We start from the raw sequence: 14946 nt of genomic DNA, 5'->3' as shown, positions 1-14946 counted from the left end.
CAAAGATAAGGAAAAGAGTCCATTTGACTTTCTTTGATAACCAATACGGCACACATTTACTTTGAATTGACATAAAAATTGGGAAAAAGCACAATATAAAGTCTAATATTTTGGTTTTTAATAGAATTAAAGCATTTTTGTAGGGTATAAACAAACTTTTTATCAGGTTGATATGAAAAAATTATGGATGTGTTTGTTGTTGATAACAACAAGCTTTGCTGCATTTGCCGACGAGGGAATGTGGTTTTTAATGTATCTGAAGCGTCTAAATGAGGCCGATATGCAAAAGAAAGGCCTTCGTTTGAGCGCCGAAGAGATCTACAGCATTAACAACTCGAGCTTAAAAGATGCTATCGTGCAATTCAACGGTGGCTGTACCGCAGAGATTGTGTCTGACCAAGGCTTGGTATTCACCAATCACCACTGTGGTTATGGCGCAATTGCCGAATTGTCCACACCCGAAAACGACCACTTAACAAATGGTTTCTGGGCAAAAACAAAAAGCGAGGAATTGAAGCCTAAATCATTATCTGTACGCTTTTTTGTACGCATGGATGATGTTTCGAAACGTATCTTAGGTTTGGTCAACAATAAAATGACTGAAGATGAGCGTAACAAAATCATAGCGGCTGAGATCGCAAAAATCCAAAAGGAAAACAGCGAAAATGGCAAGTATGTTGTTGAAGTAAAATCTTTCTACCAAGGAAATGAGTATTATTATTTTGTATACCAAGATTATAATGACGTACGTCTAGTGGGAACTCCTCCAAATAGTATTGGTAAATTCGGTGGCGACACCGACAACTGGGAATGGCCTCGTCATACAGGTGACTTTTCAATTTTCCGCGTGTATGCAGACAAAAACGGAAACCCAGCGGAATATGCACAGGACAATGTTCCATTGAAACCAAAACATTTCTTGCCTGTCAGCTTAAAAGGTGTTCAGGAAGGCGATTTTGCCATGATCTTAGGTTACCCTGGTCGTACCAACCGTTGGATGCCTTCAGGTGGCATCAATCAAAACGTGAAATTTGCGTACCCTGCTTGGGTAGAGGCTTCTAAAACAGGTATGGATGCCATGAAGAAATTCATGGACCAGGATCAAGCTGTCAAATTAAACTATGCGTCGAAATACTCTCAGGTAGCCAATTACTGGAAAAATCGTCAAGGTATGATTGATGCATTGACCTTACATAAAACAGCGGCATCTAAAGCTAAAGATGAGGTTAAATTTGACAAATGGGCAAATCAAGCAGCCAATAAAGCGGAATACGGTGATGTAATCAAAACAATCAATGCATTCTATACCGCAACAAATGAGAAAGCGAAACACGATAATTACCTGATGGGTATGATCCGTTCCAGTGCAATCGCTACGCTACCTTATTCGATCGGTTCTGGTTTAGAAGTTTATGCTGCGGGTGATGAAGCGCGCAGAAAAGATATTCTTCCACGTTTAAAATCAGCAATCGATGCGGGCTACGAAAAAATGTATATGCCTTTAGAAGAACAGGTATTAATTGATGAATTGAATCTATACGCAAAAAAAGCTGGGAATATCGCTCCTTATGTTGCTGAATTAGCTGCTAAAAACAATAACGATTTCACAGCCTATATCAAAGAATCTGTAAAGAATAGCATTTTTGCCTCTGCTGAGCGTTTAAACAATTACTTGGAAAAACCAAATCCTGAAATTTTGGCAAATGATCCATTGTATAAGTTATCTTCGGCATTGATCAGCAAATACCGTGAGGAAGATCCTAGCGCGAAAGCTGAGCATGACAAGTTTGAAGGTGCTTATCGTAAATATGTTGCCGGTGTATTGGCTTCCAATCCAAAAGGTAAATTCTATCCGGATGCAAACAGTACATTGCGTCTTTCTTATGGCACTATCAAAGGCTTACCAAAAGACCCACGTAACGATGCTGACAAGAACTTCTATACAACCCTAAAAGGTACTATTGCCAAATACAAAAAAGGTGACGAAGAGTTCGATTTGCCACAACGTTTGATGGATTTGTACAAAAATAAGGACTATGGTCGCTACGCTGACAAAAAAGGATATTTACCAGTAAACTTCCTAAGTGACAACGATATAACTGGCGGAAATTCCGGTTCTCCAGTAATAAATGGCAATGGCGAATTAATTGGCCTAGCTTTTGATGGTAATATCGAAGCAATGGCTGGTGATGTGATCTTCGACCATAAGCTACAACGTACAATTTCAGTTGACATCCGTTATGTATTATTTATCATCGATAAATTTGCTGGCGCGACGAACATTATTGACGAACTTAAGATTGTTGAATAGTTTTTTTTAAGCTTTTTTGATAAAAAAAAACGAAATTTATTTTCAAATTGATTCGTTTTTGTATATTTAGGGAGTGTTTAGGAAAAACCATAAAAACTAAAATTATAATTATAAAAAAATGGAAAACTACGTAAAATTAAAAGAGTTAGTAGCTTCTATCGAAGCTGATGCAGACAAGTTCTTCAACAATGGTAATTCTGCTGCTGGTACACGTGTACGTAAAGGATTACAAGACATCAAAACCTTAGCACAAGAAATTCGTAACGAAGTTACTGCTAAGAAAAACGACGGAAAATAATCTTTCTTGAGTTTACATAAAAAAGGCCTTTCAAATGAAGGGCCTTTTTTATGCATTAATGCGACCTAAAACTTGTTACAAGTAGTAACAGCCCATCAGGAGGTTATACACCTTCACACCGAGATAATCACCCAATACAGCATCTAGTTTATCGTAAACTTGCTTTCTATTCAAAGGTTTGTCTTTTTTCTTAAGAAGCTCGTTAGAAGAAATCGTTACAGGACTCAGCTCTACTTTGGTGGCAAACATATTATAGTGAAGCTCCGGAACAGCCAAACCCAAAATCATCCCAGGTAGACCATTGAATGCAGACGGCCCGCCAGATACGGGAATTTGATCTGTATAAAATGCAACTGCATAGATTGAATCAAGTACAAGCCCATTAGCTCTGCGGCATTGGTATCCTGCGATCTCCCTATACTCGTTCGTAATTTTCCACTTAATCTTCAGAGTAGAATCGGCTATCACAATCCGTTCTCCTGCCAATTCAAAAGTAGATTTGAATTCCTTTGTTTTCAAATTCTGATAACTGCTGATTCCCGACTCAAAAATTCCCATTCGCATCAGCTGCTCAGCAGCCTCAGGGTAATCCTCAGGAACATGTTCGCAAAGGACCTCATTTGTAGAAAATTTCAAGGTCTTTTTAAGCACCTGGTTTTCTGGTGCCCCTTCCACTACTCCCTTTATTTGATTTCGGCTCTCTTCATCCTTAGAATAAGCCACATAGCGCTTAATCAAATTTTTAAGAAATACGGTTTTCTCAAAAGTAATCGTTCCCTGATCTGGAAAATAAGCATATTGCCCCTCCGCCACCTTTCCCAAACATAGTATTAAAAATAGGATTATTATATTTCTGATTGTTCTCATTTTATTTTGATTTAACTAACATCTTATTGATTTCCCAACTCAGTTTTACCATATAATACCTACCGATCGTATTAAATCGGCGCTCGGTCAGCAGTGTTCCATTTTGATTTCGCTCAAAGCCAACATTTTGGTTCAACACATCATTGATCATAAATGTCAGTTCCAGCTTCTCGTCTTTCATAAACTTTTTTGACAGTCCGGGACTCAGCACAAAACGCTCAAATTTCTTACTATAAACCGCCGTTGGTGCCTGATATATGTAGTTAAACTCTGTCCGTAATACAAATTTGGCTGGCAGGAAGTATTTAAATTCTCCATTAGAAGAGAATGTAAACCCTTTACTATCTTCCATCATACCAATCGAATTATCCTGGATGACATATCCCGGTGAAACTTCAAGTCCAAAATCCAAACCTTTTGAAGTGGACTTATAAAGTCCATAACTCAATGAATAGGTCTGAAACTTTGCATTGGCTAAAACATTATTCACGTAATTATAATTATTACCGATAGAAATAGCAGGTCCTCCACCGTGTCTCAATTGGTACTTTTTCCATAAAATCCCATAATACATCGGTCTTATGCTAATTTGATTATTGGCGTTATTGTCCAAGTTATCCCAAATAAAGGTCGTTTTACCGACAGAGTCGATTGTGGTATTTTGAACCAAAGCTTTATTCGTTCGGGAGGCATTGATGTAAATAGCATAAAACTCACCCGTAAGAATGGAGAAAGATCTAAAATTTAAATTCAATTCATTCGTATAAGATGGCTTTAGATTTTCGTTTCCTAAATATTCGTTCAATGGATCAAGATTTGAGCGTAGTGGCTGAATCTGATTGAGCGAAGGCAATCCATTTGTTCCTCTATAGATCACGGAAATCGATTTATTTTTTTTAATCTCATAATTTAAATCCAAGACGGGATTATAGACAAAAAAAGATCTGGACAAATGTGCGTCGTCCGCCCTGTTCAATTGTGACAAATCACTATTTTCAAACCTGTTGGCAATGTTAACAACGAATTTTTCCATCGGCTTATAGTTGATCGAAAGATTATAGGTGTTCTTCGTTGTTTTGTACAAAAAGTCATTGCTATACACATCATCCTTATCGTCATATTTTCCTGTGTTCAGATTTTTATTCAGGGATTCTACCGAATTACTATTACGGTTAAAATTAATACCGTATTCAAAAGCTAGTATGACCTTTTTTGATAACGGTTCAGAATATGACAGCTCACCACCAGTTGTAAATGTATTGTTATCAATGACCTTTTTCTGATCCAAGATCGTATTTCCCACAGAATCTCCATTTCTATAATAAACTAAGCTTGAATATAGCTTTTGCTCACCATCCTGCTTACTTCCTGAGGTGAAATAATTGATTGTTAATGAACGCCCCTTTTTCTTAAATCGTTTCACATAAAGTGCTGAAGCATTATACTCCTCTGACTTGGTATCATTGTTAAGATCTCGGGTATTTCCATTAACCAGCTGATCAAATTGGTTGACCGTATTTGAAATAGTCCTTGAAGAGCTGATATCCCGTCTCCTATTGGCGCCTGCCCATACTGTCAAATCGGATAAAGAATCTATTTTAAATTCATATTTCAGTCCAACATTATGTCTTTTATTATCACTGGAAGCAGCGGTATTATTATTACTAATCAAAATGGTATCCCTTGCTGCATTTCTGGTAAATATACTTCTATCCAGATCTACATTTGACTGGCTATATTTATAGTCAATCCGCCAGGAATGTTTCTTATTTGCGGTTTTATCCGAGTATAAGAAACCCGTATTGAGAGACTTTGGAATTCCTTCGCCCTCAAAGTTTCCAGAACCGTCACCATCACCGCCTATACTTGAAGCTTCCTGACCATTCAATCCTGTTTTACCTGTATTACTTGCGATCAAATAAGTTGAAACCCGAAAAGATTGATTGAAATAATTCAAAAAACCCTGACCAAGGTAAAATTTATTGTTTCCTCCTCCAGCATCTACTTTACCAAAAATACCGCGCTTGGCTTCCTCTTTTAACTTAACATTGATGGTCTGCGTGCGTACGCCATCATCAATACCTGTTTTCTCTGCTTTATCGGATTTTTTCTCATAGACCTGAATCTTATCCACCATATCCGAACGGATATTTCGGCTCACCAATTTTGGATCGTCACCAAAAAACTCCTCCCCATCAACAAGCATCTTTTCAACGGTTTTCCCTTGTGCGGTAATCTTTCCAGAGGCATCTACAGTGATCCCCGGCAAAACTTTCAAAAGGTCCTCAACCTTCGCATTCTTTTCTACCTTGAAACTCCTGGCATCGTATTCTGTTGTGTCTCCCTTTATTGTTATCGGAATCCGGCCCGTTACGATTACCTCCTGCAATAAAGTAGCGCTATTTGTAAGCCCGATCGACAAGTTTGAATAATCTCTCTTTGGTAAGATATCGGCATAATATTCGCCATATTTTGGATAGGTGACGATAAGCACATATTGGCCAGTATCTGGTTGTAGTAAAGAGAACCTCCCCTCTTCATCGGATCGGGTGAAGTCTGTCAGAATCGAATCTTTGGCAGTTAACAACATAATCGTCGCATTATGAAGTTTAAGCTTGTCTTTTGCGTCGTTAATTTTTCCCTCGATTTTGGATTGCGCCTGAACTATTCCGCATAAGCAAAGTAGAAAAAGTAAAAGTGATAAACACACTCTTTTCATAAAATTTATTAAATGGTATTTAGTGACAAATTGTAATAACAGGCAAAACTACTATTTTACTGGATATTTTTTACTCCATCATAAAAAAAATAACCATGTAATGAAAAAATCACCAACGAACTAAAGATAAGTCAATAGAAGTCAGATGATATTAACAAAATTTCACATAAGATCATCAATATTAACATTGATTTTATATTACCACTATCGACAAAGGGCTATCCATGGATAGCCCTTTGTCGATCAGAACAACTCCTGTCTTCAAATCACATCGTTTGTTGAATAAGTTGATCTTCCTACAAATTGCCTAGCTCCATAATAAATTGAACCGTTTCCTTATTCATATGCTGTGACAATACGCCTGAAATCTGATCGGTCATTGTCTTTCTGGTCATCCGTTTCACTTTGCTTTTTTCGAATCTCTTTTTATCCATAATCACATCACTGCTTAATTCGACTTTAGTGGCAAAATAGGAAACGTGTTGACTTGGCACCACTAATCCAAGGATCATCCCGGGAAGCCCGTTGATAGACTCAGGTCCACCACTGATCGGGATCTCGTTACAATAATACCCAATCACATAAATCGAATCAGCTGTAAGACCATTAGCTCTCCTACAACTGTATCCCGCAATTTCCCGATATTCATCAGTAACTTTCCATTTAATACGTTTCATGGTGTCTTCCACAATAATCTTTTCACCTACGATATCATTATACCTTTGAAAAGATCGGGTCGTCAAATTGGATAAGGTAACCCCTTCAAAGTCCAATGCAAACATCATAATGTATTGCTTGACCATCTGATCCAGATTATCATCTTTGACAGGTTCAAACAGGGTTTCATTGGTATTAAATTTTAATGTCTTTTTCAACACCACATTTTCGGGTAATTTGGGTAATACCTGTTCAAAAAATGTTTTTGAATTATTATCAGCTTTCGCAATGAATTTCTTACTCACAATATTCTTCATGTACATGGTTTTATCATAGGAAATACTCCCAGACCTTCCGAATAGCGTGTATTGTGCCTTAACGCTTAACATTGTACAACACAAAAAGAGAAAAAAGATATATTTTAACATGGTTATTAACTTAAATTTATAGAAACATTTTTGTGAAGTCCCAAGATAGCTTGAGCATATAGTATCTACGGATCGTATCATATCGACGTTGTGTAAAAATTGATGTTGATGCCGAACGGCTGAAACCTTTATTTTGGTCAAGCACATCATTGATCATAAAATCCAACATAAGTGATTCATTCTTCAGGAATTTTTTACTTACCCCGGGGTGCAACAAAAATTGTTCAAATTTTTGATCAAAAGCCTTCGTTGCTGCTTCGTAGGTATAGCTATAGTTTGTATACACTTTAAAGGTTTTGCCAATAAAATATTCTACACTACCATTTGATCCAAATACAAAGCCGTTGCTATTTGTGTTGCGCTCCAAGCTGGATTTCATTAACCGATATTGCGGACTGAAGTTCAAATCGAAATTCAATCCAGTCTTCGTATCTCTTTTAAAGTTGTATGTAAAATTGAAATTCGTTGTATTGACCTTGTTCAATTGCTGATTGAATAGATTATAATTGTCACTCATATTCAGATAAAACTGTGGCGAATTGGACAAGCCTAATTTTTTGCTCAATTTAAAATGATACCCAGACCAGATGTTCACAGAGGTGTTTGTTTTACCCTTTACATTATTCCAGGTATAGATATTGAGTCCTTTTATCGTATCTATATTTTGCGTGATCGGATTTTTATCCAAAGTGATATTTCCGCCCGCATAGACATAACTTCCTGTCAGAATACGAAATGAGTTATAATTGATATTTAAAGAGTTTCTAAAAGAAGGTTTTAAATTTTCATTTCCCAAATAACGGTTAATCTGATCCGAGTTATCCAGAATAGGCTGAATCTGAGTCATGGAAGGTAACTGATTCTTTCCTGTATAATTCAACCATAATCCTTTGGTTTTTGTAAATGAATATCCCGCACTTACATTGGGATTATACGTAAAATAACTTCTGGAAAGCCCCTCTTGGCTATAGTAATTATATTGTTTCAGTTTGTCATTATTAAAATTATTGGCAACGGTAAACTTAAACTTATCCGTCGTATGCACAATGGCTAATTTATATCTGCTGCTCCGTCTATCAAAATCGTAATTGTTACTGAAACGACTGTCCAGGTCATTATATCCCCCGTCAGCACCTTTATTGAATGATTCAACACGGGAGGAGTTATTACTACTTTCTATGCCCGTTCCGACAACAAGATTCCAAACTTTTGACAAGGGCTCTGTATACGATACCGAAGCGCCTAGCACCTCATTTTTATTATTGCGCTCCTTACGTTGATCTGTAGAGTCTATTGGCGTATAACCTGCGGTATCCTTCTTAGCCAAACTATTTTTAACCTCTGAGAATAGATAACCATCTCCTATCATTTCAGTTCGTCTGACTTGGCCATCAAATGTAAATGAACGTCCCTTTTTCTTAAATTTATGGGTAAAATAAGTACTAAAATTCAACTCGTTGATAGTGTTCTTGATCGTCTCATGAGTTTTTTCAGCTACAGTAGTATCCATATTCTGAGTAAACTGATAGGCTTCACGTTTGTTGTCCGACCAAAGATTTTTGCGGGAAGCTCCGCCGCGGATGGTCAACGTATTTAATGAATCAAAATTCAGATCATATTTTAAATTGGCACGATGTTGATCGTTCTCTGTATCGACGGATTTAGTTGATTTATTATTGATCAGCCCCGTACTAATTGTCTCATCGTCTCCATCACTGCTTAATCTTCCGTATTTATAGTTAATATTGACATTATGTTTATCCTTGTTGAATTTATCCGAAAAATTGACACCCGAATTGATCGCACGTGGTATACCGATAACACCTTGTCCGGAAAAAGGATCCGTAAAATTGGTCCAGGACATGGATCCGTCATCCCCGTATGAAACACCCGAGTCACCACCATATTTCTGTGCATCCTGCCAGTTCATACTTGTCGTCCCATTATTTCCAAAAAGACCATAAACGGAGATCTTTTGAGATCCTTTGAATTTGTTTAACATCAACTGTCCCATGTAATAGTCACTGGTACCGCCACCGAGTAAGGCTTTTCCGAACATGCCATTTTTGGCTCCATCTTTTAGTTTGACATTAATCGTCTGTTCACGTTGACCGTCATCTACACCTGTTCGCTCTGCCTGCTCGGATTTCTTTTCATACACCTGTACCTTATCAACCATATCTGATCGAATATTGCGGGTTACCAATGTCGGATCGTCACCAAAAAACTCCTCACCATCCACCAATACCTTTTTGACAGTTTTACCTTGTGCGGTAATTTTTCCGGACGCATCAACTGTGATCCCAGGCAAGACCTTCAACAAATCTTCAACCTTCGCATTTTTTTCTACTTTAAAACTACCAGCGTCATACTCGGTGGTATCTCCTTTTATAGTAATGGGAATTCGACCAGTAACAATAACTTCCTCCAATAAAGTAGCCGTTTTGGTCAGCCCAACAGCTAACTTGGAATAATCTTTATCCTTAGAAATCTCTGTATAATAATCACCGTATTTGGGATAACTTACGATCAATAGATAAGATCCTGTATCTGGCTTTGATAAAGAAAAAAGTCCATTTTCATCTGATCTCGTAAAACCTGTCAATATGGAATCTTTAGCGGTTAACAACATGACTGTTGCATCAGATAGCTTGACCTGATCTTTTACATCGCTTATTTTTCCGGCAATTTTGGACTGCCCTAGCGCTATTCCATGAACACCGAAAACGAAAAATAAGAGAATTTGCAAAACTCTTTTCATAAAATTATTGGATAGTATATTAATATCAATATAACATTAGTATATAAAACCAATGTTTTGTTACAGTAAATTTAATTTTATTTCTCAAAAAGTATTTTGAAACGGTCTACGGCTAATTGAGACGAAATAAAAAGGTTATATAATCAGGATACAGCAATCGAATAAATTCCACAAAAGATTCGGAATTATTGATAGCTTTTATCGCGTTGTATCTTGATCAATTTCCATAATTGCAGGCAGAAAAAACAGACCAATACCACAAAAACAATCTGGGAGAATATCGCTATATAATTGCGGTATGTGGCCATCATCTCCATCATCTCAAGTTTATTCATCCAATAGCTATTGAGTAGAATACCACAGATTGATCCCAAAAGGAAAAATATAATGGCATATTTTTTATCTGAAAGAGCTTTAGATTTTGCGTTTTCTAAATCTGCGATCTTGCCCATAATACGTTGTTCGAAGTCATCAAAGGGCATGCTTACTTTACTCATTTGCATGGCCTGTTTCATTTTCTTGTGTTCGTTATCCATGATATTCGGATTTTTTAATCAATTGACTCAATACCTGTTGCATATTTTTTCGTGCCCGATGCAGAATGACTTTCGTATTAGCGAGTGTCCAACCCATTATTTCCTGGATTTCTTCCATGGATTGTTCCTCCAGGTAGAATAGACGTAAGGCGACAGATTCCTTGGGAGACAAAATAGCAAGGGCATCATTAATCATTTCTCTTCGCTCATTGTCGATAATTTCATCAAGTATAGACTCATCATAAGCCTGATCATGGTCTGTGAGATCAAAGTCGATCAGCGTCAATTTCTTATACCGTATGCTATTAAAAGCAATATGAACAACGATACGATAAAACCAGGTGCTAAATTTTGATTTACCTTTAAATGAGGACAGCGACTGATAACATTTTATAAAAGCATCCTGAACAACATCCTCAGCCAAATGTTCCTGCTTAACAATGGAAAGCGCAACAGAAAAAGCCATATCTTGATACGTTTTTATAAAATACCGGTATGACTCTACATCCCCGGATAGTACTTTTCGAATATAGATTTCGTCCATTGAATGGCTAAATATCGTGTTTTTTATCCAGTCTATTTGCGACAATCATTGCTATACCAGCAGATATAATCAGAATTGCAACAGCGAGTGAATCTGGTAAGCCGGCGCTCACATAGTTTTGTATTACACCCACAATAAACAGCCCAATTCCTATGCCTAATACCAGAATCCCTGGTTTTTGCCAATCAGTAGGCTGCTTTCTTTTTTCCTCTCCGGGAATATTGATTGCTGTACTGCGATAACGCATGACAAAATAAACACAAAATGTGATACAGGTAAATAATCCCACAGCCACAACTGCTGCCATTGTCTGTTTTTCCATAATATTTGATTTAATTTTAACATTAGTCACTACCGACTCCGAAAAGGTTACAACAAATTGAGTTAAATGTGTCTATTTGTGTAAATTTGTTTCAAATACAAACAATATGCAAAACATTAAAGAATATGTAGAAGCAAACAAGCAACGTTTTTTAGATGAGTTGTTTGATTTATTGCGTTTACCTTCGGTCAGTGCTGACCCCAAATTTAAGGGCGATGTACAGAAGACTGCTGAATTTGTTGCTCAAAAATTGCGTGAAGCAGGTGCCGATAACGTAGAAGTTTGTGCCACTGCTGGTAATCCAATCGTTTATGGCGAAAAAATTATTGATCCTTCATTGCCAACTGTACTGACCTACGGTCACTACGATGTACAGCCAGCAGATCCATATGAGTTGTGGGACACCCCTCCTTTTGAACCGACTATCCGCGATGGTAAAATATATGCCCGTGGTTCGGCAGATGACAAGGGACAGTTTTATATGCATGTGAAAGCTTTCGAATATATGATGCAAAACAATGCTTTGGCATGTAACATCAAATTTATGATCGAAGGTGAAGAGGAAGTCGGTTCTGTTAACCTAGGTACATTTGTAAAAGAAAACACTGAAAGACTTAAAGCGGATGTTATTGTGATTTCGGATACGTCTATGATCAGCATGGCGCAACCGTCTTTGGAAACAGGTCTCCGTGGGCTTTCTTATGTCGAAGTTGAAGTCACTGGACCAAATCGTGATTTACATTCTGGCGTATATGGTGGTGCCGTTGCGAACCCAGCTACTATTCTCACAAAACTCATTGCTTCTCTGCACGATGAAAACAACCATATTGCAATCCCTGGATTTTACGACGATGTCGTTGAATTAACGGCTGAAGAACGCAAAGCATTGAATGAAGCTCCATTTGATATCGAAGAATACAAAGCAGATTTGGGTATTCAGAATATCTGGGGAGAGAAGGGGTATACAACTTTAGAGCGCACAGGAATCCGTCCTACTTTGGAGGTCAATGGTATCTGGGGTGGATATATCGGTGAAGGTGCAAAAACGGTGTTACCTTCCAAAGCAAATGCAAAAATCTCAATGCGTCTTGTTCCAAATCAAAATTCTGAACGCATTACGGAACTATTCAAAAAACATTTTGAGGGTATTGCACCAGATTACGTTAAAGTAGAGGTAAAACCGCATCACGGTGGTGAACCAGTGGTCACTCCAACAGACAGTGTTGCTTATAAAGCTGCTGAAAAAGCATTGCATGAAACATTTGGCGTAAAACCAATCCCTACCCGTGGTGGTGGATCTATTCCAATTGTTGCTTTATTTGAAGACGTTCTAGGACTAAAAACGGTGCTTCTTGGATTTGGTCTTGACAGTGATAACCTGCATTCACCAAATGAGAAATATGGAATCGAGAATTACTTAATGGGTATCTCTACAATTCCTTTATTTCATAAATATTACGCAGAACTAAGCAAATAATTTAGTTTTTCATTAGATAAAGGGTTATTTTTAAATTTTAGAAATAACCCTTTATCGTTTTATGGATTTTGATTTTCGTCTCATCGTTTTCTATACTGCAGCTCAGCATCTTAATTTTACCAAGACAGCTTCGGCACTCTTCATCTCACAACCTGCGGTCAGCAAAAACATCCAGGAGCTGGAAAAAAAACTCGGTGTTCCTCTTTTTGAGAGAAAGGGAAATAACCTTGACCTGACCGAATCGGGGCAAATTCTCTATAAATATGCCCAACAGATTATCAATCTCTACAATCAGGCAGGACAGGAAATACAAGAACTACAAACTGGACGTAAAGGGAATCTTGTATTGGGGGCCAGCACGACAATCTCTCAATATGTGCTTCCAACCTTACTGGCAGATTTTTTATCTCAATACCCAAACAACCGCATCCAATCTTTTCAATCCAATAGTCGAAGCATCGAAGAACAGCTTATTGACAAAACATTGGATCTTGGTATCACAGAGGGATCAACCGACAATAGGGCATTAAAATATATCCCTTTCATGAAAGATGAGCTCGTATTAGTTACCAATAGCGAAAACCCGCTATTAAAACAATTAAAAAATCCCATTCTCTCCGATATAACACGTTTACCTCTTGTTCTTCGCGAACAGGGTTCGGGTACCCGTACGATTATTGAGAATGCATTAAAAGAACAACGGATCAGTCTTGCTGAAATCCAGATCGAAATGATACTCCCATCAACAGAAAGTATCAAAGGATATCTGGCCCGCCGTCATAGTTTTGCCTTTCTTTCTATTCATACTGTTCAGCGGGAGGTATTAAATAATCAATTGACCATCGTCGATATTCCTCATTTGTCTATCGAACGTTATTTCTATTTCACGCATCTATATGGTGGTCTTGCCGGTACTCCAAACCAATTCCTACAGTTCTGTCTGAGACAAAATTTCAAGATATAACATTTGGTTATGTCTCATAAAGAAACATCGTTTTAATCCTTGTCGATAGGCTGGTAGATTTGTACAAACGAATTAGAGGCATGGAACACAAAAAACTAACAAATTATCTAAAAGCGCTCAGTTGGATCATTGTCGCACTGTTTATTACCTGTACAACGCTGTGTGTGTTTCCGCTTAAACATGCAAATAATGACAGGTCAATGGATTCACTTGCTCTCGCTAATGACTCATTGATCACACATGTATCACAATTCAAAGCTGTTTCTTTCAAAGACAATCCGGAAGGGGAAATGGCTAGTTATGGTGAAAAACTGATCAAAAACACTTACGACTACTTTTACGACGGAGACATAAAAATCGGAAATAAATTGGCTTGCAGCAGTTGTCATCTCAACGGTGGGACCAAGGCATTCGCGGCTCCTTATGTTGGTCTCACAAATGTTTTCCCAGTTTACATTGGACGGGAAAACAAAGTAGAATCTCTGGAGGAACGCATTAATGGTTGTTTTGAAAGAAGTATGAACGGTCGTACTATTCCAGAAAACAGTAAAGAAATGCGCGCTATTGTTACCTATATAAAAAACATCAGTATCAATACAGTCAATAAAGGAAGATTAGCCGGACAGGGTTTTGTCAAAATGGAGATCCCAAACCGTGCCGCAGATTTAAAACACGGTCAGCTGGTATTTGAGGGCAAATGCACGAGCTGTCATGGAAAAGATGGACAAGGCATGACCCAGCCTACCGGCAAGGGATATCTATACCCGCCACTTTGGGGAAAAGACAGCTATAACGATGGAGCTGGTATGGCACGATTGCTTACCGCAACACGCTTTATCAAAGCTAATATGCCCTTAGGAGCAAGTTACGACGCACCTCAGCTCAGCGACGATGAAGCTTATGATGTCGCTGCCTATATCAATTCTTTTGACCGACCTAAAAAAGCAAACAAGGAGCTCGATTATCCAAATTTGGCAAAAAAACCAAAGGATAGTCCCTATCCCCCATACGCAGATAATATTAGTTTAGAACAACATAAACACGGACCCTATAATTTTTAAT

General features: G+C 37.8%; 12 protein-coding genes. 5 read left to right on the top strand and 7 right to left on the bottom strand.

Features of this window, described 5'->3' with window-relative positions; all coding sequences use genetic code 11:
- Positions 1-172 precede the first annotated feature (172 nt).
- Together DFQ12_RS23920 and DFQ12_RS23915 are read left to right on the top strand one after the other, a co-directional pair.
- Complete coding sequence (locus tag DFQ12_RS23920; RefSeq protein WP_120261569.1) at positions 173-2311, top strand: S46 family peptidase; 2139 nt, start codon at positions 173-175, stop codon at positions 2309-2311.
- A 118-nt stretch (positions 2312-2429) separates the two neighbouring features.
- On the top strand, positions 2430-2609 hold the full coding sequence (locus tag DFQ12_RS23915) for a hypothetical protein (protein ID WP_045753606.1): 180 nt from the start codon (positions 2430-2432) through the stop codon (positions 2607-2609).
- A gap of 75 nt (positions 2610-2684) precedes the next feature.
- Here the strand turns inward: DFQ12_RS23915 and DFQ12_RS23910 are convergent, their stop codons facing one another.
- The 7 genes from DFQ12_RS23910 to DFQ12_RS23880 all read right to left on the bottom strand — a co-directional run bounded on the left by DFQ12_RS23910 (position 2685) and on the right by DFQ12_RS23880 (position 11443).
- A complete protein-coding gene (locus DFQ12_RS23910; RefSeq protein WP_120261568.1) occupies positions 2685-3476 on the bottom strand; it encodes a GLPGLI family protein in 792 nt (263 codons plus the stop codon).
- Position 3477: 1 nt separating this feature from the next.
- Positions 3478-6195, bottom strand: a complete 2718-nt coding sequence (locus tag DFQ12_RS23905) for an outer membrane beta-barrel protein (protein WP_120261567.1) — start codon at positions 6193-6195, stop codon at positions 3478-3480.
- A 296-nt stretch (positions 6196-6491) separates the two neighbouring features.
- On the bottom strand, positions 6492-7280 hold the full coding sequence (locus DFQ12_RS23900) for a GLPGLI family protein (protein ID WP_120261566.1): 789 nt from the start codon (positions 7278-7280) through the stop codon (positions 6492-6494).
- A gap of 16 nt (positions 7281-7296) precedes the next feature.
- Positions 7297-10041 (bottom strand): outer membrane beta-barrel protein, encoded by a 2745-nt coding sequence (locus DFQ12_RS23895; protein ID WP_120261565.1) that lies wholly within the window; start codon positions 10039-10041, stop codon positions 7297-7299.
- Positions 10042-10226: 185 nt separating this feature from the next.
- Complete coding sequence (locus DFQ12_RS23890) at positions 10227-10577, bottom strand: hypothetical protein (protein ID WP_120261564.1); 351 nt, start codon at positions 10575-10577, stop codon at positions 10227-10229.
- Complete coding sequence (locus DFQ12_RS23885; protein ID WP_120261563.1) at positions 10570-11121, bottom strand: RNA polymerase sigma factor; 552 nt, start codon at positions 11119-11121, stop codon at positions 10570-10572. Before DFQ12_RS23885 ends, DFQ12_RS23890 begins: the two co-directional genes overlap by 8 nt.
- A 7-nt stretch (positions 11122-11128) precedes the next feature.
- Entirely contained in the window at positions 11129-11443 is a 315-nt protein-coding gene (locus DFQ12_RS23880; RefSeq protein ID WP_120261562.1) for a hypothetical protein, read from the bottom strand.
- A gap of 106 nt (positions 11444-11549) precedes the next feature.
- On the opposite strand from DFQ12_RS23880, the gene DFQ12_RS23875 reads away from it, so the two are divergent.
- The 3 genes from DFQ12_RS23875 (at position 11550) to DFQ12_RS23865 (ending at position 14945) form a co-directional block, all read left to right on the top strand.
- Positions 11550-12920, top strand: coding sequence for a dipeptidase (locus tag DFQ12_RS23875; protein ID WP_120261561.1), 1371 nt, complete (start codon positions 11550-11552; stop codon positions 12918-12920).
- Between the two features lie 61 nt (positions 12921-12981).
- The gene (locus tag DFQ12_RS23870; protein ID WP_120261560.1) at positions 12982-13884 is read left to right on the top strand and encodes a LysR family transcriptional regulator; all 903 of its coding nucleotides are present in this window, start codon (positions 12982-12984) and stop codon (positions 13882-13884) included.
- An 80-nt stretch (positions 13885-13964) separates the two neighbouring features.
- Positions 13965-14945, top strand: coding sequence for a c-type cytochrome (locus tag DFQ12_RS23865; protein WP_120261559.1), 981 nt, complete (start codon positions 13965-13967; stop codon positions 14943-14945).
- Position 14946: the final 1 nt, after the last annotated feature.

This window comes from Sphingobacterium detergens, from assembly GCF_003610355.1.
Taxonomy (GTDB): Bacteria; Bacteroidota; Bacteroidia; order Sphingobacteriales; family Sphingobacteriaceae; genus Sphingobacterium; species Sphingobacterium detergens.
The sequence above is the reverse complement of the archived record's forward strand: the minus strand, read 5'-3'. Positions and strand labels throughout refer to the sequence as shown.